16 protein-coding genes are annotated in these 22,649 nt (G+C 71.9%); 4 read left to right on the plus strand and 12 right to left on the minus strand.

From position 1 onward, the window contains the following. The 12 genes from FB00_RS16920 to FB00_RS16975 form a co-directional block, all read right to left on the minus strand. Positions 1 to 1,129, minus strand: a 1,129-nt coding sequence (locus FB00_RS16920) for a substrate-binding domain-containing protein (protein WP_047234111.1), incomplete at its 3' end; no start/stop codon positions are given. 128 nt (positions 1,130 to 1,257) lie between these two features. Continuing rightward, complete coding sequence (locus tag FB00_RS16925) at positions 1,258 to 2,340, minus strand: ABC transporter permease (RefSeq protein ID WP_047234092.1); 1,083 nt, start codon at positions 2,338 to 2,340, stop codon at positions 1,258 to 1,260. Next, positions 2,337 to 3,383: an ABC transporter permease gene (locus FB00_RS16930; protein WP_047234093.1), complete on the minus strand. Its 1,047-nt coding sequence runs from the start codon at positions 3,381 to 3,383 to the stop codon at positions 2,337 to 2,339. The genes FB00_RS16925 and FB00_RS16930 overlap by 4 nt, the downstream gene beginning before the upstream one ends. Beyond that, a complete protein-coding gene (locus tag FB00_RS16935) occupies positions 3,380 to 5,053 on the minus strand; it encodes a sugar ABC transporter ATP-binding protein (RefSeq protein ID WP_047234094.1) in 1,674 nt (557 codons plus the stop codon). Before FB00_RS16935 ends, FB00_RS16930 begins: the two co-directional genes overlap by 4 nt. Further along, a complete protein-coding gene (locus tag FB00_RS16940) occupies positions 5,050 to 6,297 on the minus strand; it encodes a Gfo/Idh/MocA family protein (protein WP_082141438.1) in 1,248 nt (415 codons plus the stop codon). The genes FB00_RS16935 and FB00_RS16940 overlap by 4 nt, the downstream gene beginning before the upstream one ends. A gap of 272 nt (positions 6,298 to 6,569) precedes the next feature. Continuing rightward, on the minus strand, positions 6,570 to 7,571 hold the full coding sequence (locus tag FB00_RS16945; protein WP_047234095.1) for a sugar phosphate isomerase/epimerase family protein: 1,002 nt from the start codon (positions 7,569 to 7,571) through the stop codon (positions 6,570 to 6,572). Between the two features lie 41 nt (positions 7,572 to 7,612). Then, a complete protein-coding gene (locus FB00_RS16950) occupies positions 7,613 to 8,353 on the minus strand; it encodes a hypothetical protein (protein ID WP_156186439.1) in 741 nt (246 codons plus the stop codon). A gap of 256 nt (positions 8,354 to 8,609) precedes the next feature. After that, positions 8,610 to 13,595 (minus strand): ThuA domain-containing protein, encoded by a 4,986-nt coding sequence (locus FB00_RS16955; RefSeq protein ID WP_052877742.1) that lies wholly within the window; start codon positions 13,593 to 13,595, stop codon positions 8,610 to 8,612. A 280-nt stretch (positions 13,596 to 13,875) separates the two neighbouring features. Next, positions 13,876 to 15,048 carry a Gfo/Idh/MocA family protein gene (locus FB00_RS16960; protein WP_047234097.1) on the minus strand — a complete coding sequence of 391 codons (1,173 nt, stop codon included), beginning with the start codon at positions 15,046 to 15,048 and terminating at the stop codon, positions 13,876 to 13,878. Between the two features lie 134 nt (positions 15,049 to 15,182). After that, positions 15,183 to 16,250, minus strand: coding sequence for a substrate-binding domain-containing protein (locus FB00_RS16965; RefSeq protein WP_047234098.1), 1,068 nt, complete (start codon positions 16,248 to 16,250; stop codon positions 15,183 to 15,185). 102 nt (positions 16,251 to 16,352) lie between these two features. Further along, the gene (locus FB00_RS16970) at positions 16,353 to 17,393 is read right to left on the minus strand and encodes an ABC transporter permease (RefSeq protein WP_231581913.1); all 1,041 of its coding nucleotides are present in this window, start codon (positions 17,391 to 17,393) and stop codon (positions 16,353 to 16,355) included. Beyond that, complete coding sequence (locus FB00_RS16975) at positions 17,390 to 18,910, minus strand: sugar ABC transporter ATP-binding protein (RefSeq protein ID WP_197088840.1); 1,521 nt, start codon at positions 18,908 to 18,910, stop codon at positions 17,390 to 17,392. The genes FB00_RS16970 and FB00_RS16975 overlap by 4 nt, the downstream gene beginning before the upstream one ends. 409 nt (positions 18,911 to 19,319) lie before the next feature. Here FB00_RS16975 and FB00_RS16980 point away from each other — a divergent pair, with 409 nt between their 5' ends. The 4 genes from FB00_RS16980 to FB00_RS16995 all read left to right on the plus strand — a co-directional run bounded on the left by FB00_RS16980 (position 19,320) and on the right by FB00_RS16995 (position 22,647). Continuing rightward, positions 19,320 to 20,501, plus strand: a complete 1,182-nt coding sequence (locus tag FB00_RS16980) for an ROK family transcriptional regulator (protein ID WP_047234099.1) — start codon at positions 19,320 to 19,322, stop codon at positions 20,499 to 20,501. Positions 20,502 to 20,571: 70 nt separating this feature from the next. Beyond that, positions 20,572 to 21,237 (plus strand): ThuA domain-containing protein, encoded by a 666-nt coding sequence (locus tag FB00_RS16985; RefSeq protein ID WP_047234100.1) that lies wholly within the window; start codon positions 20,572 to 20,574, stop codon positions 21,235 to 21,237. A gap of 40 nt (positions 21,238 to 21,277) precedes the next feature. After that, on the plus strand, positions 21,278 to 22,192 hold the full coding sequence (locus tag FB00_RS16990; RefSeq protein WP_047234101.1) for a dihydrodipicolinate synthase family protein: 915 nt from the start codon (positions 21,278 to 21,280) through the stop codon (positions 22,190 to 22,192). Beyond that, on the plus strand, positions 22,189 to 22,647 hold the full coding sequence (locus FB00_RS16995) for an NUDIX hydrolase (protein WP_047234102.1): 459 nt from the start codon (positions 22,189 to 22,191) through the stop codon (positions 22,645 to 22,647). The genes FB00_RS16990 and FB00_RS16995 overlap by 4 nt, the downstream gene beginning before the upstream one ends. Positions 22,648 to 22,649 lie beyond the last annotated feature (2 nt).

Below are 22,649 nucleotides of genomic sequence, written 5' to 3' on the forward strand. Positions count from 1 at the left end.
CGAGCTCCTCGGCCTCGATCGGCGCCTGCGGCAGGACCCACTCCGAGGGCACCTGCTCGCCGGCCCAGATCATCTGGGCCGCGAGGATCGGGGTGCGCCACTGGAAGTTCGAGTACACGGCGCCGAGGGCGGTCATGTCCGTGTCCTTCCACTTGCGCAGGAAGCTCATCTCGTCCTCGCCCATGAAGACCGGGTAGGGCTTGCCGGCGTCCTCGAACGCCTCGACCGCCGCGACGGCGCCGTCGCCCGCGTCCATCCAGATGCCGTCCACGTCCCCGCGCTGGAGGTACTGCGTGACGATGTCCTTGATCTTCGCGCCGTCACCGCCGGTGAACTCCGCGCCCACGACCTCGAGCTCGGACTCCGAGAAGATCTTGTCGGCCGCAGCCCAGCGGTTCTCGAGCACGTCGACGCCGGGCAGGATGCGCAGCGCGAGGACCTTCGAGCCGGGCTCCAGGTTCTCGACGAGGAACTCGGCGCCGTCGGCACCGTACGCGTAGCCGCCGATCGGGTGGATGAACGTGACCATGCAGTCGGTGTTCACGCCACGGTCGAACACGATGACCGGCTTGCCCGACTCGCACGCGGCCTCGACCGCCGGCGTGAGGGTCGCCGTCGTCGACGGCGAGATGACGATCGCGTCGCAGTCGCCCGCCTCGACGAACGCCTGGATGTCGGAGATCTGCTTGTTGTCGTCGTCCGCCGCGTCCGAGACCCGGAACTCGCCGATCACGCCCTCCTCGGTGAGGACGTCGACCTGCTGCTGCATCGTGATCCAGCCGGTCACGCGCCACGGGTTGGACACCGAGGCGTTCGAGAAGCACAGCGTCTTGCCGCCGCCCTCGCTCGCGTACTCGGCCGTGTCCACGTACTCGGGCTCGATCGCCTGGAGCCACGGCTGGTCGGCCGGACCCTCGGGCACGACCTCGCGCTGGGCGAGCTGACGGTCGTAGTCCGCCTGGACGAACCACTCGGAGTCGGCGCCGCCGGACTCCTCACCCGCGGGGCTCTCCTCGGCCGAGGTCTCGCCACCCTCGCCGGTGTCGGTGGGGGTGTCGGTCGTGCAGGCGGCCGTGAGGAACAGCGTGGCCACCGCCGCGCCGGCCAGGAGTGCTCGTGTACGTCGCATGTCCTTCTCTCCTTGGGGGTGAGACGTCGTCGTCCCGCAGCGTGCGGGGGAAGGGGGTACAGCTCGGAAGGGGTCTTTCGGGGCGTGGTCGAGGTCGCACGGGCGGGAGACCGCCGGGGCGCCGGTGCTCAGGCGTTCGCGGGGGCGGGCTCCTTCGGTGCGGGGGTCGGACCCGCGGCAGGCGGGGCGTCGGGGGTGGACGCGCGGCGCCGCGACCGGCGCGGCAGCGCGGCGTAGGCGACGGCCGCGATGATGATCACGCCCTGGACCGCCGGACGGATCGTCGACGGGAGGCTGAGCTGGTTGAACAGCGTGAACAGCGCCTCCAGCGTGAGCGCGCCGGCCATCGCGGCGATCACGGTGCCCCGCCCGCCGCCGAGCACGACGCCCCCGAGCACGACGGCCGTGATGGCCATGAACTCCAGGCCCTGCCCGACCTGCGCCGTCACGCCCGCGTAGCCGCCGATGAGGATCGCGGCGACGGTCGCCATGAAGCCCGAGAGGAGGAACGCACGCGTGCGCACCCACCAGACCGAGCTCCCGGCGTAGCCGGCCGCGACGTCGTTGTCGCCCGTGGCGACGAGCGTGCGGCCGAACGGCCTGCGCATGAGCAGGGCGGCGAGGATGCCGAGGACCACGACGATCAGCAGCGCGTACGGCACCTGGAACTGGCCCGGGTTGTCGGGGATGCCCCCGCGTCCCCACTGCCGGAAGCCGTCGGTCAGCGCGCCCGTGGGGGCACCGCCCGTCCAGAGCCGGATCGCGCCGTACAGCACGAGCATCATGCCGAGCGTCGTGATGAACGACGGCACCTTGAGGAGCGTCGTCACGAGGCCGTTGACGAGCCCGACCGCGAGGCCGAAGACGATCATGAGCGCCATGACGGGCCACGTCATCGAGTCCTCGCCGTCCATGAGCTTCGCCGCGATGACGACCTGGGCGCCGACCAGGGAGCCGACCGAGAGGTCGAACTCGCCCGAGACGATGACGAAGTACTGCCCGATCGCGAGGATGACCAGCGGCGCCGCCTTCTTGACGAAGGCCATGAGCGACATGGGCTCGCCGAACGACGGGTTCATCACGAGGATGACCGCGAAGACGAGCACGAGCAGCGCGAACACGGTCCAGCTCCCGCCCGCGGTGAGGCGCTCGAGCCAGCCGGCCCGCGGTGCGCGCGCCGGGATCGTCCGGCGCGTGGTGTCGGTGGTCATGCGGACGCACCTCCGGTGCGGGTCGGGCGGAAGCGGGCCCGGCTGCTCGCCGGGTCGATCTGGCGCCGGGCGTACAGCGCGACGGCGGCGATGATGATGACGCCGCGCAGCACGTCCTTGAAGAACGGGTCGACGTCGAGCACGTTGAACACCGTGTCGAGCACGGCGAGGATGAGGACGCCGCCCACGGTCCCGACGATCGAGCCGCGCCCGCCCATGAGGAGCGTGCCGCCCAGCACGACGGCGGCGATCGAGTCGAGGTCGAGCCCGTAGGAGTAGACGAGCGCGTTGCCGGTGCCGAAGCGCGCGGCGATGAGGAGGCCCGCGACGCCCGCGCACACGGAGCAGAGCACGTGGGCGAGGATCAGCGTCCGGTCGGTCCGGATGCCCGAGAGCCGCGCGACGTCGGTGTTCCCGCCGACGGCGAACATGTGGTAGCCGGGCCGGGTGCGCGTCAGGAGCACGACGCCCACGGCCGCGACGAGCAGCATGACGATCGTCGAGACCGGCACCGGGCCGACGCGCGTGTACCCGAACATCTGGAACGAGGCGGGCACCTCCCCCGCCGGGCCCTTGAACTGCGTGTCGAGGTAGCCCTTGATGATGAGGCCGACGCCGAGCGTCGCGATGAAGGCGTTGACGCGGAGCTTCGCGATGACGAGCCCGTTGACCAGGCCGACGACCGCCGCGACGCCCACCGCCGCGAGGACGCCGAGCCAGACGCGCGAGGGGTCGCCCGCCATGGTCGTCGCGCCGACGATCGAGCTGAGCGCCACGACGTAGCCGACCGACAGGTCGAGCGACTTGCACAGGATCGCGAACGTCTGCCCGATCGCGACGAAGCCGAGCAGGCTCGTCTGCGTGAGCATGTACGCCGTGTTCGCTGTGCTGAACAGGTTGCCGCCGCCGACGGCGACGAGGACGCCGGCGATCACGAGGATCCCGACGAGGGCGAGATAGACGATCTCCGTCGACCCCAGGCGGCGCCGGCGCGCGGGGGCGCGGCGCGCGGTGGGGGCGGCGGTCGCGACCGCGGTGCTCATCGGTCCTCCTGCGGGCCGTCGGTGGGGTGCTGGGCGGACGCCGCCGGTCCGCCGGGTGCGGTGGCGGGCCCGGCGCCGGGAAGGTCGTCCGCGTCCGCGAGGGCGCCGAGGTCGACCTGGACGTGCTCGCCCGACGTGTCCTCCCCCGCGCCGGTGGCGAGGGCCATCACGGTCTCCTCGTCGCTGCCGGCGGGGAGCTCGCCCGCGAGGCGGCCGTCGCGCATGACGAGCACGCGGTCCGCCATCGCGACGACCTCGGGGAGCTCGGAGGAGATGAACAGGACGGCGACGCCGCTCGCGGTGAGCTCGCGCATGAGGTCGTAGACGGCGCGCTTGGCGCCGACGTCGATGCCGCGGGTCGGCTCGTCGAGCACGATCACCTGCGGGTCCGTGACCAGCCACTTCGCGAGGACGACCTTCTGCTGGTTGCCGCCCGACAGGTACTGGACCTCGGCCTCCTGCGAGCTCGCGACGAGCTCGAGCGAGGAGAGGATGCCGGGGATGCGCCTCGCGCGCCGGTCCGCCTGGCCGGGCACGACGGCGTCGAGCACGAGCCGCGCGTTCGCGAGGATCGACTGACCGAGCGCGAGGCCCTCCGCCTTGCGGTCCTCGGTCACGAGCGCGAGCCCCGCACGCACCGCCTGGCGCGGCGAGCGCACGTCCACCGGCTTGCCGCCGACGAGCACGCGGCCGCGCGTGAAGCCCGCGATGCCGAAGATGCCGTGCGCGATCTCGGTGCGGCCCGAGCCCTGGAGACCGGCGAGCGCGACGATCTCGCCCGCCCGCACCTCGAGCGACACGTCGTCGACCTGCGTGTTGCCCACGCCCTCGAGCGCGAGGCGCACCTCGCCCGGGACGGTCGAGGGATCCTTGTCCGGGAAGTACCCGGCGAAGTCGCGGCCGACCATCGTGCGCACGAGCCGGTCGGGGTCGATGTCCGCCGTCGGCGTCGTCAGGACGTGGTTGCCGTCCTTGAGCACCGTGATGGTGTCGCAGAGGTCGAAGATCTCCTTGAGGCGGTGCGACACGTAGAGGATCGCGACCCCGCGCTCCTTCAGCCGGTGGACGAGCTCGTAGAGCAGCTCGACCTCCTGGTCGGCGAGGGCGGCCGTCGGCTCGTCCATCGAGATGATGCGCGCGTCGTAGGACACGGCCTTGACGATCTCGACGATCTGCTGCTGCGCGACGGAGAGCGAACCGACGCGCGTCCACGAGGCGAGGCCGGTGAGGCCCAGGTCGGCGAGGAGCGCCGTCATGTCCGCGTGCATGCGGCGGCGGTCGACGAGTCCGGCGCGGCGCGGCTCGCGGCCGAGGTAGACGTTCTCCGCGACCGAGCGCTCGGGCAGGAGGTTGAACTCCTGGAAGACGGTCGAGACGCCCGCGTGCTGCGCGGCCAGCGGCGACGCGAAGGTCGTGGTCTCGCCGTCGAGCTCGACCGTGCCCGCGTCGGGGCGGTGCACGCCCGCGATGATCTTCATGAGCGTCGACTTGCCGGCGCCGTTCTCGCCGACGAGCGCGTGGACCTCGCCCGGCCGCACGTCGAGGTCGATGTCGCGCAGCACGGAGTTGCCGAAGAACTCCTTGCCGATGCCGCGCAGGCGCAGGATCGGCTCGTCGCCGCCCTCCCCCGCCGCCGGCGGCCGGGGCTCGCGCGTGGTCGTCGCGGTCATGCCGGCACCTCCACCCAGCCGCCCGAGCGCACCGACTCGCCCACGGCGGCGGCCAGCCGGGCGGCGCGCAGGCCGTCGTCGAACGTGGGCAGGCCGTCCGGGACGCTGCCGCGGATCGCCGTCGCCGTGTCGGCGACGAGCGCGTCGAAGCAGTCCTGGTAGCCCTGCGCGTGCCCGGCGGGCAGGCGCGAGTAGCGGGCGGCGGCCGCGGAGAGCGCCTCGGGGTCGCGCACGAGGAGGCGCGACGCGTCGCGGCGGCCCTCCCACAGCGTCTCGGGCTGCTCCTGGTCGAACGACAGCGTCGACTCCGACCCCGAGATCTCCAGGTACAGCCGGTTCTTGCGTCCCGCCGAGACCTGGGAGATGACGGCGGTCCCGAGCGCCCCGCCGTCCGTCGCGTACTGGAGCGTGACGGCGTCCTCGGTCGCCACCTCGTGCACGACGCCGTCCGGCCCCCGGCGACGCGGGTTGACGGTGGCGGACTGCGCGACGAGCCGGGCGATGCGGTGCCCGGTGGTGAACTCGAGCAGGTCGCAGAAGTGGGAGCCGATGTCGCCGAAGGCCCGGCTCGCGCCGCCGAGCGCGGGGTCGACGCGCCAGTTGTCGTCCGACTCCCGCAGGAGCCAGTCCTGGAGGTACGAGCCGTGCACGAGCGAGATGGTGCCGACCTCGCCCCGGCGCACGCGCTCGCGCGCCTCGCGCACCATCGCGTGGAAGCGGTAGGTGAACGGCACGACCGCGACCCGCCCGTCGGCGGCGCGCGCCTCGGCGGCCAGTCCCGCGAGCTCGACCGCGCCCTCGACGTCGGTCGCGAGCGGCTTCTCGCACACCACGTGCTTGCCCGCCGCGAGCGCGGCGCGGGCGAGGGGGACGTGCAGGTGGTTGGGCGTGCACACGTGGACGACGTCGACCTCAGGGTCGGCGAGCAGCTCCTCCGCGGTGGCGACGGCGCGCTCGGCCCCGAGGCCCGGCGCCGCCGCACGGGCGATCTCGAGGTCCGCAGCGGCCACGCTCACGACCCGTCCCCCGCCGGTGCGCACGGCCCGCGCGTGGACGCCGCCCATGAAGCCCGCGCCGAGGATCCCCGCACGGTAGCCGGAGGCCGGCAGTCCGCCCTCGTCCGGGGCGCTGGCGGGGAAGGTGCTCCGGGCGGCAGGGGCCCCTGTGGTGGTCGCTCCCGGGAGGGGCGTACCCGGGTCCAGCACCGGGGTACGCACGTCCTGCGCGACGTCGTCGGCTCGCATGGATCACAACGTAGGGGTACTTATGTCGAGCGTCAAGCAAAAGCCGAACATCGATCGTCACGGTTATATAACCCAAGCCGCGAAACAAATGTGAAGGATCACACGACCGCACGCGTGGCGCCGATCGGACGAGCGGTGAAGCGGCGACCGGCACGCACCGGACGCGGGCACGCCACCGCCCCCGGCCGTCGAGGGGCCGGGGGCGGTGGCGTGTCGGACTGTTCTCCCCCACCCGCCGACCGGCGGAGCCGACCGGCGGGAGACTGCGTGTGCTACTTGGTCGAGAACGCGGCGTCGAACGCCGCGTCCGGGGCGTCGAAGGCGTACTTCTTGACGAACTCGAGGGCCTCCGGCGCGCCGACCATGCGGTCCATGCCGGCGTCCTCCCACTCCACGGAGATGGGCCCCTCGTAGCCGATGGTGTTGAGCATGCGGAAGGCGTCCTCCCACGGCACGTCGCCGTGGCCCGTCGAGATGAAGTCCCAGCCGCGGCGCGGGTCCGCCCAGGCCAGGTGGGAGCCCATGCGCCCGTTGCGGCCGTTGTGCATCCGCTTCTTCGTGTCCTTGCAGTCCACGTGGTAGATGCGGTCCTTGAAGTCCCACAGGAAGCTCACCGGGTCGAGGTCCTGCCACACCATGTGGCTCGGGTCCCAGTTGAGGCCGAACGCCTCGCGGTGCCCGATCGCCTCGAGCGTGCGGACGGTGGTCCAGTAGTCGTACGCGATCTCGCTCGGGTGCACCTCGTGGGCGAACTTCACGCCGACCTCGTCGAAGACGTCGAGGATCGGGTTCCACCGGTCGGCGAAGTCCTGGTAGCCGGCGTCGATCGCCTCCTGCGAGACCGGCGGGAACATCGCGACGTACTTCCAGATCGCCGAGCCCGTGAAGCCCACGACCGTCTTCACGCCGAGCTTCGCGGCGAGGCGCGCGGTGTGCTTCATCTCCTCCGCGGCGCGCTGGCGCACGCCCTCGGGGTCGCCGTCGCCCCACACGACGTCCGGCAGGATGTCGCGGTGACGCTGGTCGATCGGGTCGTCGCAGACGGCCTGGCCCTTGAGGTGGTTCGAGATCGCGTAGACCTTGAGGTCGTACTTGGCGAGGAGGTCGAGCTTGCCCTGGACGTACTCGTCGTCGTCCCAGCGCCACGGGTCGAGGTGGTCTCCCCAGCAGGCGATCTCCAGGCCGTCGTAGCCCCAGCCGGACGCGAGCCGCGCCACCTCCTCGAACGGCAGGTCGGCCCACTGCCCGGTGAAGAGGGTGATCGGTCGTGCCATGGTCGTGTCTCCTTCGGTCGTTCTCGGTATCGCGCCCGGGGTCACCGGGCGGACGTGCTGGTCAGGGAGCGGGGCTTGCCGTCCGACGACTCGTCGGCGGCGGCAGCGCGCGAGCGGCGGCGGAGGACGACGTAGCCGCCGGCGAGGAGGAGCGCGGCGACCACGGCGACCGCGATCCACACGCCGGCGCCGCTCCCGGTCGACTCGTCGTCCACGGTGCCGGACCCGTCGGTCGCGGCGTCGGAGTCTCCGGCGGCACCGTCCGCCTCGTCGCCCGACCCGTCCTGGGCACCGGCCGCGGCCTCGTCGTCCGCGTCCGGGGCCGGCTCGGGCAGGGGCACGACGTCGACCTGCGCGGACGCGGTCGCCTCGGACGGGTGCGTGATCGTGGCGGTGAGGGTCCAGTTGCCCTCGGCGAGGACGCCGGGCTCGGACGTGTACCAGCCGACGCCCTCCGACGCCGAGGAGAGGGTGAGGGGGCCGACGGTCTCGCCGGCCGCGGACTCCGCGGTCACGGAGACGTCGGCCGCCTCCTCGACCGGGTGGCCGTCGAGCTTCCAGGTCAGGTTGGCGGAGATGCCGCCCTCCCCGTCGGTACCGAGGGAGATCACGACGTCGCCGCCGTGCGCGGCCGCGGGGGCCGCGACACCCAGCAGCGCGACGACGGCGCCGAGCAGCACGCCGAGCGCCGCGGAGAGAAGAGCGCGCGCCCCGACCCGGGATCGGGTGCTGGAGCTGGTGCCGCTGCGGGTGCCGCTGGGCTGCGCAGACGTTCGGGACATCGGGTCATCACCTCGTCGTGGTCCGTGTGGTGGCTCCGGGGCCGACGGCGGTCGTCGATCCCCGGGGTGCCCCGGCGCCGGGCCGGAGCGCCCGTTCCCGGGCGCCGGGGCCGGAGACCCGGAGGTCTCCGTCGTGCTCGTCGTACGGGCAGCGTACGGTCGGCCCGGCCGATGGGCCGCCCGTCCGCCGAGCGCCGGCACGCCGAGCGCGGTGCCCGGCGGGCCGGTGCTCAGGGCACCGGCCCGCCGGAACCTGTCAGGAGCAGGCCCGGGCGGCGTAGTCCGCCGTCCCGGAGAACGTCCTCCCCTCGGCGTCCGTCGCGGTCACCGTCACGCTGCCGGCGTCGATCCCCACGGCACGCGACGCGAACGACTGGTAGGCGTTCGCACCCGGCGCCACGTCCGCGAACTCCTTCGACCCGTACGGGGTCTCGAGAGTGATCGCGACCGGGACCGCGTCGTCGTTCGTCGCGCGGACCGCGACGAACACCTTGCCGGCCATGCAGCGCGTCTCCGCGGTGATGGTCACCGCGATCGGCTCGACCTCGTCGCCGACCACCCGAAAGTAGTCGAACGACGCGGGCGCGCCCGTGGCGGCCGACGCACCGAGAGCGAAGAGCCCGACCTGGGCGTCCGCCGCGGCCGTGTTCGTCACGCTCTGGTCGAACGTCGTCCACGTCTCGCCGTCGGCGCTGTACGCACCGGTGAACGTGTCACCGGAGCGGGACAGGCGCAGGTGCCAGACCGACTCGGCGAGGCTCGCCGTCTGCGGCTGCGGGTTCTGGACCACGCCGCCGACCTCGCTGCGCAGCTCGATCCGGGCGTTCTTGGCCTGACCCGCCTGGTTGTCGACCACGTAGTCGAGCTTGACGTAGTTGTCGTCGTCGGCGTAGGCGATCAGACCGCCCTGCTGGTACTGGCGGTCGAACGCGGAGCCGTCGACCTTGGTCTCGACCGTCCACTCGTCGCCCGGCTGCTCCTGGAGCAGGATGTTCGGCACGTCCGTGTTGCCCGTCCCGTAGATGTCGGTCGGGGTCGTGTCGATCTGGAGCGAGCCGTCCGCCACGCGGTAGCCGGTCGGGTCCTCGCGGACGATCGACCAGCGGCACGCGTCGAGGGCGCTGCCGTCGAACTCGTCGTCCGGCCCGGGGGCGGACGCCGTGTCGTCGGGCGTGATGGAGAACCAGTCGAACTCGGCGTCGATCACCGGGGACGTGGTGTTGTTCCCCTTGAACGAGACGAGGCCGATCTTCGCGTTCTCCAGGTCGGCGATCGACTTGGTCTCCGACATCGTCGTGAAGTCGACGCCGTCGGCCGAGTACGCCGCCTGGAGGTTCTCCCCGTTGCTGACGAACCGCACGAAGACCGTGTCGGGGTAGTCGGCGCCGAGGGCCGGGGAGTTGGACGCCGCGACCTCGTTCGGGGTGGCGTTCTCCTCACGGATGAACTGGAAGATGCGCGCTGCCGGGTCGGCCGACTGCGAGCGGCCCTGGACGACCATCTTCGCGTAGTTGTCCTGGTCCTCCCAGATCACCAGACCGGCCTGCTGGTACTGCTGGCGAGCCGGCAGCGTGAGCTTGGCCGTGGCCGTGAACGGCCCGTCCGGCAGGTCCTGGAGCACCAGGTTCGGGGTCGCCTTGTTGTCGGTCCCGTAGAAGTCCGTCGCCGCGGTCGGGATGACCAGCTTCCCGTCGCGCACGACGAGGTCCTGGTTGCGGTTCTGGACGGTCCAGCGGTTCGTGTCCACGTCAGCACCGAGGAAGTCGTCCGAACGGCCCGAGAAGCACATCCCCGGCCCGGTCTGCGGCGTCTTCACCGTCACCGTCTTGTACTCGGTCGTGTACGCGCCCTTGGCGTCCGTCGCGCGGACCTGGAGGCGGTACGTGCCCGGCTGGTCGTACGTGAACGTGAAGGTGTCGCCACCGTCGACGAACCCGTCACCGAGGCCGGCGTCCCACGCGAACGTGATCGCGTCGCCCTCGACGTCGCTCGCCTCGACCGTCGCGGTCACCTCGAGCGGCGCGTCGCCGCTCTCGGGCGTCACCGTGAACGTGTCGATCGAGGGCCGGACGTTGTCCGTCACGCCGCGCCCGTTGACGACCATCCAGTTGACGTTCGACTGGCCAGCCGTCTGGACGAAGTACAGCGTGCCGCTGCCCGACGGGACGTCGTGCAGCTCGGCGGTGACGTCGGTGTAGACCTGCCAGTCCCCCGTCGACGGGACGGTGACGCTGCCGATCTCCGGGCCCTCGGGGTCGTCCCACCGCAGCGAGATCGGACCGCCGCCGCCCGGCGAGGCCGCGCGCAGGGTGATGGAGTCGACGTTCGCGAGCGACACCGGGGAGTGCGCCCACCAGTCGTCGGGCTCGATGAAGCCGATGTTCAGGCCGCCGCCCGCGGTGTCACCCGTGGTCTCGGTCTGGACGCCGGGGTCGCCGGTGCTCGTCGACCCGGCGAGACGCCCGGTCGACGTGAAGAACTCCGACTGGACGAGCTTCGGCTGGAGGATCTGGAGGTCGTTGGCCGAGAGCGGCACGCCGACCTCGCCACCGTCGTCGGTGTACATCGCCTCGACCACCCAGAAGATGTTCGACTCGATGCCGTGGCCCTCGTCACGCGCCGTCTGGAGCGTGCCCTCGCAGCCCGAGAGCTCCTCCATGGGGTGAGCGTGCGAGTCGTGGCCGAGCGACGTGTACAGCGTGACGTTGTCGCACGTGACCTCCCCGTCCGGGTCGTCCACGGCGATCTCGTACTTCACCTGGTCGCCCCACTCGAAGAAGCCACCGTTCTCGGGGAACGTGATCGAGACGGTCGGGGCCTGGTTGCCCACGACGACCGACACGTTCGCCACGCCCACGGCGCCGTCCTCGTCGGTCGCGACGAGCTGGGCGGTGTAGCTGCCGTTCTCGGTGTACGTGTGCACCGGGTTGGCCTCCGTCGACGGCGCCGAGCCGTCGCCGAACGTCCACTGCAGCGTGATGGGGTCGCCTGCCGGGTGACGGGTGCCCTCGGACGAGAACTGCACCGTCAGCGGCGCGGCGCCGCTCGTCACGTCCGCGCTCGCGCGGGCGATCGGGGCGGGGTCGCCCTGGACGTAGTTGACCTTGTAGACGCCGCTCGAGTCGTTGTTGCCACCGAAGCCGGATCCCCAGTCGATGACGTACAGCGCGCCGTCGGGACCGAACTGGAAGTCCATCGGGCGGTCGAAGCCGGCCGACGGGTCGAAGATCTTCGGCATGACGCGGTTGATGTCGACGAGGTCGTCGCGCTTCTCGCCGTCGAGCTGGAACGAGTACATCTTGCCCTGGTTCCACTCGCCGAACAGGGCCTTGCCGTCCCAGTACTCAGGCCACTTGACGTCCGAGTCGAGGTCGGCGTCGTACTGGTAGACCGGGCCGCCCATGGGCGCCCCGCCGCCACCGATCTCCGGGAACTCGGGGTTCGTGGCGCCGGTGTACCAGACCTCCGCGGCGATGGCCGGAGGGAGCTGCTGGAGACCGGTGTTGTTGGGCGAGTTGTTGACGATGCCCGCGCCGCAGTCGAACGCCGCGCCGGACTGGCCCGTCGCGAAGTTGTAGTCGACGTAGTTGTTGTTCGAGCCCGTGCAGTACGGCCAGCCGTAGAAGCCGGCGTCGCTCACGACGTTCCACTCGACCGCCCCGCGCGGCCCGCGGGCCGGGTCGGCCGCGCCCGAGTCGGGACCGTAGTCACCGACGAGCACGTTGTTGGTGGCGGGGTCGATCCCGATGCGGAACGGGTTGCGGAAGCCCATCGCGAAGATCTCCGGACGCGTCTTGTCCGTGCCCTCCGCGAAGAGGTTCCCCTCGGGGATCGAGTACGTGCCGTCGGCCTCCGGGTGGATCCGCAGGACCTTGCCCCGCAGGTCGTTCGTGTTGGCCGACGTGCGCTGCGCGTCGTAGTTCTGCCGGCCCGCGCGCTCGTCGATCGGCGTGAAGCCGGCCGACTCGAACGGGTTGGTGTTGTCACCGGTGGCGAGGACCAGGTTGCCCTCGACGTCGAACTCCATGTCGCCGCCCGCGTGGCAGCAGGTCTCGCGCTGCGTCGTGACCTTGAGGAGCGTCGACTCCGTCGCGAGCGAGATCGACTTCGACGCCGCGTCGTAGACGTAGCGCGAGAGCCGGTTGTGCGGCCCGTCCGCGCCCTCGTTCGAGGGCGACCAGTACAGGTACACCCAGCCGTTGTCCGCGAAGTCGGGGTCGAGGACGAGGCCCAGCAGGCCGTCCTCGTTCGCCTGCGTGACGGGGAGGGTCGCCGCGGTGGTGGTCTGGCTCGTCGCGGGGTCGATGACCCGCACGCGCCCGTCACGCTCCGCGTAGAACACGGTGCCGTCGGGCGCGATGTCCAGCGTCATCGGGTTCGCGGTGTTCTCGTCGAGCGGCACCATCTCGAAGCTGTCGGACTGCGTCGCGTTGCAGTCGGACGGCACGACGCCCGCGGCGGTCTGGATGCCGCCGAGGAGGTGTTGGAGGAACTCCGGCTCCTGGAACGACTCGTCGGTGTGGCCACCACCGGTGTACCAGGACCGGCCGCCGTCGTAGACCTGGCACCAGGCCGTCGGGTGGTCGGCGCCCATGGCCCCCGAGCCCGCCGAGTACGACGTCTCGTCGAGGCTCGCGAGCACGTGCACCGTGTCGCGCGGGTTGGTGCGGAAGTTGTACCACTCGTCGTAGCGGTCCCAGCGCGCGGGCAGGTGCGCCGTCGACTCGTGCGCGTGGTCCTCGACCTTGATGGTCGCGTCCTGGTTCTGGGGGTGAGCGCTGAAGTACGCGCCGACCAGCCCGCCGTACCAGGGCCAGTCGTACTCGGTGTCGGACGCCGCGTGGATGCCCGCGTACCCGCCCCCGTTCTGGATGTAGCGCTCGAACGCGGCCTGCTGGTCGTCGTTGAGGACGTCACCGGTCGTGGACAGCCACACGACGGCGTCGTACTGCGCGAGGTTGGCGTCCGTGAACGCTCCCGCGTCCTCGGTCGCGGTGACCTCGAAGTTGTTCTCGTTGCCGAGCTGCTGGATCGCCGCGATGCCCGCGGGGATCGACCCGTGGCGGAAGCCACCGGTCTTGCTGAAGACGAGCACGTCGAACGGGACGGTGTCAGCGGCCGTGACGACGGGCGCCGCCGCGACGCCCGTGGGCACCGTTGCGGCCGTCGCCGACGTCGCCGCCGCCATGGTCAGGGGGAGTGCGACCGCTGCCGCGGCGGCCGCCGCGACCGTCCGCCTCATGGCGAGCGATCCTCCTAGCACGTTTCTCACAAGGTCTCCTCGTCGAGATGGGGAATCAGTGCTGCGCTCCGCCGGGTGCCGCCATCGGCCGGCCGCCGTCCCGGGATCTTCGACCGACAATTTTGATTGCCCGTCGTACTAAATGTGCGCCAACGTTGCGCGCCCATCCTCCTTTCCTCCGAGCCGGTTCCGGCCGGCCGTGCTGCGCTGCAACGGCCGACACCGTCGGTCCGGTGTCCGGGTCGACCCTCCGCCCCCACGGGCCGACCCGGACTCGATACTACGGCTGGACCCAACCTCCGGACGCCGCGCTCCGCTCGACCGCGTCGAGCACGCGCTGCACCACGAGGCCGTCCGCGAAGGTCGGTGCCGGGTGCGTCCCGGCCGCGATCCCCTCCACGAGGTCGACCGCCTGGTGCGTGAACGCGTGCTCGTACCCGAGCCCGTGGCCCGCGGGCCACCAGTGCGCGACGTACGCGTGCTCCGGCTCCGTGACGACGATGCGCCGGAAGCCGGCGACGGCCGCGTCGTCCGCGGCGTCGAAGAAGTGCAGGACGTTCATGTCCTCGAAGTCGAACGCGACGGAGCCCTTCGAGCCGTTGATCTCGAGGCGGATCGCGTTCTTGCGGCCGTAGGCGAAGCGCGTGGCCTCGAACGTCCCGATGCCCCCGCCGGACAGCCGGGCGAGGAAGACCGCCGCGTCGTCCACCGTGACGGGGCCGCGCTCGGTGCCGCCCTGGCCGGACAGCCCGGCGAACTCCGTCGCGACCGGGCGCTCCTTCACGAAGGTCTCGAGGAGACCCGAGACGTCCGTGATGCGCTCGCCCGTGATGAACTGCGCGAGGTCGATGACGTGGGCGCCGATGTCGCCGAGGGCCCCGCTGCCGGCCTTCGACTTGTCGAGGCGCCACGACAGCGGCGCGTTCTCGTCCGCGATCCAGTCCTGGAGGTACTGCGCGCGGACGTGGCGCACGGTCCCGATGCGTCCGTCGGCGACGAGCTGGCGCGCGAGCTGGATGGCCGGGACGCGGCGGTAGGTGAAGCCCACCATCGCGACCTGGCCGCGTGCGGCCGCGGCCTCGGCGACCGCGACCATCTTCTCGGCCTCGGCGACCGTGTTGGCGAGCGGCTTCTCGCACAGCACGTGCTTGCCGGCCTCGAGCGCCGCGATCGCGATCTCGGCGTGCGTGTCGCCGGGCGTGCACACGTCGACGAGGTCGACGTCGTCCCGTGCGACGAGCGCCTGCCAGCTCGTCTCGGTGGACTCCCAGCCGAGCCGCTGGGCGGCGGCGGCCAGCGCCTCCGGGTTGCGGCCGCCGAGCACCCGCATGCGCGGGTCGAGGGGGAGGTCGAAGAACCGGGGGGCGGTCCGCCAGGCCTGCGAGTGCGCTGCCCCCATGAACGAGTACCCGACCATGCCGACGCCGAGCTGCGCGCCGTCGTTTCCTGCCATGACGTTCCTTCCGTGCGCCTTCTTGTGCGCGTGACGTGAGCACGTCCACGGTCCGGCCGGGTCCTCCCGGGCGGACCGTGGACGTGGTCCGCGTGCTTTCGTGCTGCGTGCTGACGACGGGCGTCAGCGGTCCGTCAGGACTGGAACGCCGTGGGCAGGTACTGGTCGACGTTGTCCTTCGTCACGACCGGCGCGAAGAGCTGGACGGTACGCGGCACGCCGGACGACGCGAGGTCGCTCATGTTCTTCTCGTGCGCGACGAGGCGGGCGAGCTTGATGCCGTCCGCAGCCTGGGTCGACGGGTAGACGACCGTCGCCTGGAGGACCGAGTCCTCGGCCTTGATGTGCTCCATGACGTTCGCCGAGCCGGCGCCGCCGACCATGAAGAACTCGTCGCGGCCCGCGTTCTCGATCGCGGAGAGGACGCCGACGCCCTGGTCGTCGTCGTGGTTCCAGATCGCGTCGATCTGCGGCGCGGCCTGGAGCAGGTTGGCGGTCGCGGCCTCGCCGCCCTGGACGGTGAAGTCCGCGGCGACGCGGTTGTCGACGTCCAGGCCGCAGTCGCCCAGAGCGTCGGCGAAGCCCTGGCTGCGGTCCTGCGTCAACGGCAGCGAGTCGATGCCCGCGATCTCGGCGACGACGGCGTCGGGGTTGTCCCCGAGCTGCTCGCAGATGTACTGGCCCGCGCTCACGCCCATGCCGTAGTTGTCACCGAGGACGGTGGTACGGGCGGCGAACGGGCTGGAGAACTCGCGGTCGACGTTGATGACGGGGATCCCGGCGTCCATCGCCTTGGTCGCGACCTCGGTGAGCGCCGCGCCGTCGAACGGCAGGAGCACGATCGCGTCCACGCCGTCGTTGATGAAGCCCTCGATCTGGCTGATCTGGACGTTGACGTCGTTCGTGCCGTCGGCGACGCGGAGCTCGACGTCCTCGTACTCGGCGGCCTCGGCCTCGGCGGCGCTCGTGATGGCGCCCATCCAGCCGTGGTCGGCGGCGGGGGCCGAGAAGCCGATGACGATCGGGTCGCCGGGGGCGTCGTTGTCGGAGACGGCCTCGTTCGCGCTCCCGCCACCGCCCCCGTCACCGGTCTCCTCGGTGGTCGGGGTGTTCGACGTGCAGGCCGCGGCGACCAGCGCGATCGAGGCGGCCGAGACCGTCGCGAGCGTGATGCGACGGCGAAGGGTGGTACGTGCGGACATGGGATCTCCTTCGATGCTGTCCTGCTGGAGGAACTCTGCGGAACTGCGGGGGTGGGTGGTGTCGTGGGTGGTGTGCCAGGGACGACCGGGTGGCGCGACCGGCTAGGTCGTTCGTCGGGAGAGGCGCTGCTGGAGCAGGACCGCGCCGACGATGATCGCGCCCTTGGCGATCTGCTGGACCGAGCTGTCGACGTTGTTGATGATGAAGACGTTCGTGAGCGTCGTGAAGATGAGCACACCCAGGACGGTGCCGACGATGGTTCCTCGGCCACCGACGAGGAGCGTGCCGCCGACGACGACCGCGGCGATCGCGTCGAGCTCGAGGAGCAGGCCGTTGGTCGACGCGCCGGCGCTCGTGCGGGCGAGGATCATGACCCCGGCGATACCGGCGGTCAGCCCCGAGAGCGCGTAGACGTACACGAGGTGCCGCTTGACCTTGATGCCCGCGAGGCGCGCGGCCTCGGGGTTGCCGCCGACCGCGACCGTCCGGCGGCCGAACGTCGTGCGGTTGAACAAGAACCAGCCGAGCACGGCGACCACCGCGAAGATCCACACGATCTTCGGGACGCCGAGGAGGTTGCCCCGGAAGATGTCGTTGAACGCCGCGACGTCGACGATCTGCGTGCGCTTCTGCGCGATGAGCTCGGCGAGGCCGCGTGCCGCGACGAGCATCGCGAGCGTCGCGATGAACGCCACGACCCTCCCGTAGGCGATGATCAGGCCGTTGAGGAGCCCGGCGCCGATGCCGACCGCGAGCGCACAGATGACCATGACGACCCACCCGTACGACTGGGTCGCGAGCGTCGTCGCCCAGACGGAGGCGAGCCCGAGCACGGAACCGACCGACAGGTCGATGCCGCCCGTCGTGATGACGAACGTCATCCCGATGGCCACGACGCCGAGGACCGACCCCAGGCTGAGGATGGTCATGAGGTTGTTGACGCTCAGGAACCTCTCGCCGCCCGTCGCGAAGCCCACGACGCACAGGAGGAGCAGCGCGACGACGAGGCCGATGTTCCGGCCCGCCGCCCCGGACAGGAACCCTGCCCGGCGACGCTCGCCCGCGGCCTTCTCGACCCGGGCCGACTCGTCGGCGTCCGGCTTGTTCGTCGGCATCGAGGCCGACACCTGCTGCTCGCTCACGCGACACTTCCTTCCATGACCATGTCGAGCACCTGGTGCTCGTCGATGGAGCTCGAGGGCCCCTCGTGGACGATGCGACCCTCGGAGACGACGAGGACGCGGTCGGCGAGGCCGAGGACTTCGGGGATCTCGCTGGACACGACGACGACGGCGGCACCCTCGTCGGCGAGCCTGCGGATGAGGGCGTAGATCTCGGCCCGCGCCCCGACGTCGACGCCGCGCGTGGGCTCGTCGAGGAGCAGGACCCGGCAGCCGTGGACCAGCCAGCGGGCGAGCATCGCCTTCTGCTGGTTGCCGCCCGAGAGGGTGCGGATCGCGCGGTCGACGCCGGCGGGGCGCAGCTCGAGCGAGTCGGCCTGCTCCTTGGCCGCCTTGCGCTCGGCGCGCTCGTCGAGAAGGCTGAATCGCGCGAAGCGCGCGAACGTCGAGAGCGTGACGTTGCGGTAGACGGGCTCGTCGAGGAGCAACCCCTGGCTCTTGCGCTCCTCGGGCGCAAGCCCGATCCCGGCGTCCACGGCTGCGGCCACCGAGCCGGCGCGGAGCCGCTTCGAGTCGACCGTCACGGTGCCCGCGCTCGCGCGCCGCGCGCCGTAGACGGTCTCGATGATCTCGGAGCGCCCCGCTCCGACGAGGCCCGCGAGACCGACGATCTCTCCCGCGCGCACCTGGAACGAGACATCCTCGAACACGCCGCGCAGGGCCAGACCCGCGACGTCGAGCACGACGGGCGCGCCGTCCGCGAGCTCCTGGGTGTCGGGGAAGACGTACTCGACGGAGCGCCCGGTCATCAGGGTGATGAGCTTTGCCGTCGGCGTCTCGGAGACGGCGAGGTTCTGCGCGACGGTCCGGCCGTCCTTGAGCACCGTGATGCGGTCCCCGATCTCGCGGATCTCCTCGAGACGGTGCGAGATGTAGACGACCGCGACCCCGGCCTTGGTCAGCTCCTTGACCACGCGGAAGAGGTTGCCCACCTCCTCGGAGTCGAGCACCGCGGACGGCTCGTCCATGATGATGACGCGCGCGTCGTGCGAGAGCGCCCGAGCCATCGAGACGATCTGCTTGCCCGCGGCCGACAGGTGCTCGACCTCCATGTTCGGGGAGATCTCGCTGTGGCCGAGCCGCTTGAGGATCGCCCGCGTCTGGCGCACGGCCTCGCGACGCTGGGAGAACCCGAGCGTCGAGAGCTCGTGGCCGAGGTAGACGTTCTCCGCGACGGTCAGGCCGTCGACGACGTCGAGCTCCTGGTACATGGTCGCGACGCCGTGCCGCAGCGCGGCCACGGGGTCGGAGATGGAGATGGGCTCGCCGTCGAGCAGGATCTGCCCTTCCGTCGGCTGGTGAGCACCGGCGAGCACCTTGATGAGGGTGGACTTGCCGGCGCCGTTCTGCCCGAGGAGGCAGTGGACCTCGCCGGGGAGGATCTCGAGATCGACGCCGTCGAGCGCTCGAGCCCCGGGGAAGACCTTGACGATGCCCTGCATCTGCAGGAGCGGCTGGGGAGGGTCTGCAGTGACCATGCGGTGAACCTAGCGGACCTTTTGACGACGGTCAATCATAAGATCGCAGCCTTTTGCCGCTGTTACAACTTCGTTACCAGCAAAAGTGGACGCGCGCTGAGAGGGCGAGGGAACGCTCCCACGCGACGGGCGGGCCGCGATTCCTCAGGCAGGTCGACACGTGGGACGATGGCCGGCTGACAAGCCGAACCGCCGAGATGTCGGCCTGGCTGCGGGGGTCTGCGCGAGCGCGTGGGGCGGGTTTCGCCCGGACGGGAGGCCCGTCCTCGGGTCTCCACAACTTCCGACGACGTCCGTGTCGCCTTGGGAGGGGACAGTAGGGTACCTTTTGGCGATCGTCAAGCAAAAGCCGATGACTCGTCCGGCATGTACGGACGACCGACGAGAGGCTCCGTGATTCACTGTGCCCATGGAGGAACTGCTGAAGTTCGCGCCGCGCCCGACCGGCGCCGGCGACATGTTCCAGCTGCTCCGGGACGGTCAGCCGCGCACCCGCGCGGACCTCGCAGCGATCACGGGGCAGGCGCGATCCACCATCGCCGCCCGGATCGACCTCCTCATGTCGGCGGGCCTCATCGCCCCCGCGGGAGAGGCGAGCTCGACCGGCGGGCGACCGCCCGTGACCTTCGCCTTCAGCCCTGAGGCGCGCATCGTCCTCGCCGTCGACCTCGGCGCGACCCACGCCCGTCTGGCCGTGACCGACCTCGCGTCCAACGTGCTCGCCGAGACCGACGCCGCGCTCGCGATCGCCGACGGCCCCGACGTCGTCCTGTCCTGGGTCGCGGACACGGGCGAGAAGCTCGTCGCGACGACCGGGCGCAGCCTCGACGACCTCGTGAGCGTCGGCGTCGGCCTGCCCGGGCCTGTCGAGCACTCGACCGGCCGGCCGATCAACCCGCCGATCATGCCCGCGTGGGACGACGTCGACGTCCCCGGGATCCTCCAGAAGCGGTTCAACGCGTCGGTCCTCGTGGACAACGACGTGAACATCATGGCGCTCGGCGAGCACCGCACCGCGTGGCCCGCCGTGACCGACATGCTGTTCGTCAAGGTCGCCACCGGCATCGGGTCCGGCATCATCGCCGACGGCGAGCTGCGGCGCGGCGCGCAGGGCGCCGCCGGCGACATCGGCCACGTCGCCGTCCCGAGCGCGGCCGACGTCCCCTGCCGCTGCGGGAACGTCGGGTGCCTCGAGGCCGTCGCGAGCGGCCAGGCGGTCGCCGCCGCGCTCGCGGCCGCGGGCCTCGACGCGACGAACAGCGCCGACGTCGTCACCCTCGTCCGTGGCGGGGACCTCGCCGCGAGCCAGGCGGTCCGCCAGGCCGGACGCGACATCGGCTCGGTGCTCGCGGCATGCGTGAGCCTCCTCAACCCGTCGCTCATCGTCATCGGCGGCATCGTCGCCGAGGCCGGCGAGCACCTCATCGCGGGCATCCGCGAGATCGTGTACCAGCGGTCGCTCCCCCTCGCGACGCAGCACCTGCGCATCGTCACGTCGCAGGCACGGGGCCAGGCCGGCGTGCTCGGTGCGAGCGCCATGGCCGTCGATCACGTACTCTCGCCCGCAGCGATCGACGCGCTCATCGCCTGAGCGCGGTCGCCGGGGGCCGCTGCCCGCGACACGCGGGCGTGACGAGTGTGACGAGGCACGAGGAGGAGTCATGACCGAGCGGGACCGTCGAGCGCTCGTGGTCCGGGGCGGTTGGCCCGGGCACGCACCCGAGGAGGCGGCGGAGCTGTTCGTCCCGTTCCTGGAGGCGTCCGGCTACGACGTGACGCTCGAGGGATCGTTGGAGTCGTACGCCGACGAGGAGTTCATGGCGAGCCTGGACCTCGTCGTGCAGTGCTGGACGATGGGCGAGATCCTCCCCGACGAGATGCGCGGGCTGCGCACCGCGATCGCGAACGGCACCGGGTTCGCCGGCTGGCACGGCGGGATCGTGGACTCGTTCCGGCTCGCGACCGACTACCTCCAGATGGTGGGCGGGCAGTTCGCGGCCCATGCGCACGACCTCATCGACCACACGATCGAGATCGCCCCCGAGCACGCGGACCACCCCATCGTCGCGGGCATCAGCTCCATCGCGCTGCACTCCGAGCAGTACTGGGTGCTCGCCGACTCGTACAACGAGGTCCTCGCGACGACGACGATCGTCCCGCGCGACGGCGACCCGTGGCACGAGCCCGTGGTCTCCCCCGCCGTGTGGACGCGCCGCTGGGGCGCCGGCCGCATCTTCGTGTGCGCCGCGGGCCACCAGCTCGCGGACCTCGAGGTCCCGCCCGTCCGCACGATCGTGGAGCGCGGGATCCTCTGGGCGAGCCGCTGACCCCCGGCGCGCCCCGCACCCCGTTCCCTACACTCGGCGCGTGACCTCGTTCCACGGCCTCCTCGCCTACCCGATCACGCCGCTCACCCCCGACGACGCACCCGACCTCGACGCGCTCGCCGCGCTCGTGCGCGGTGCCGCCCGCGCGGGGGTCGACGGCGTCGTCGTCCTCGCGTCGTCGGGAGCGGGGGTGACGTTCGCGCCGGAGGAGCGCGACGCCGCCGTGCGTGCCGCCGTCGCGGCAGGCTCCGCGGCCGGTTCGCCGCGCGTCCCCGTGCACGTCGCCGTGAGCGGCGCGTCCACGCGCGAGGTCGTCACGCGCGCCCGCGCGGCGCGGGACGCCGGGGCCGACGGGCTCGTGCTCGCGCCGTTCTCCTACCTCCCGCTCGACGAGGACGAGGTCGTGGCGGTGTTCGAGGCCCTCGCGTCGGCTGTCGACCTGCCGGTCTGCTACTACAACCGGAGCGTGCAGACGGCGTACGACGTCACGCCCGGCGCGCTCGTCCGGCTCGCGCGCACCACGACCGTCACGGCCGTCAAGGACCCGGCGGCCACGCCCGCGCGGCCGGCGGGCCGCGTCGCGGCGCTCCGGGCGGCGACCGAGGGTCTCGGCGTGAGCGTCGGGCTCAGCGGCGACGCGGCGATCGTCGGCGGTGCCGAAGCAGCGGACGCCTGGCACACGGGGCTCGCGGCGCTCGTGCCCGCCGAGTACGTGACGCTCCGGCGCGCCCGGGCCGCGGGCACCGCACCCGACGCCCAGGTCGCGGACTGGCTGCGCGCGCTCACGGACGTCCTGGCGTCGCTGCGCCCGGTGAGCGGGTTCCACGCGCTCGCGACCCTCCTCGGCGTGCCGACCGCTCCCCCGCGCGGCCCGTCGCTCCCCGTCCCGTCCGACGGCGTCGCGCGGCTGCGCGAGGTCGTGGCCCGGCGGCCGGGACGCCCGACCGCCGGATGACGGCGTCGGAGCAGATCGTCCGGACCGTCGCGGACGCGCCGTGGCTGCCGCCCGGCGGGCGCGCCGCCGTGGTGCGGGCCGAGGGCGTGAGCTGCCCCGAGCCGGCGAGCCTCGTCCGGCTCCTCGTCGAGCGCGACGACGCGGTGTTCTGCGTCCCCCGGGACGGCACCGGGAAGCGGGACCTCCCGACCACGCGGGTCGAGCCCGGCGAGTCGGGGTGGGCCGCGGCCCGACGGGTGGCCGGTGACGTGCTCGGCGCCCCCGGCGACCTCACGGTCGTCGGCTACGTCCGCAACACGGTGCGCTCCGGCTCCGGCTATCCCTGGCCGACCCCGCACGCGCACTTCGTCGTCTTCCGCACCGGCGCCGTCGACGTCCGGGTCCCGGGCGCCTGGGTGCCCCGGGCAGCACCGGGCGACCTCGTCGAGCGCCACTGGTGGCCGCTCGTCGGGTAGCG

Source organism: Cellulosimicrobium funkei (assembly GCF_001019615.1).
Taxonomy (GTDB): domain Bacteria; phylum Actinomycetota; class Actinomycetes; order Actinomycetales; family Cellulomonadaceae; genus Cellulosimicrobium; species Cellulosimicrobium cellulans_E.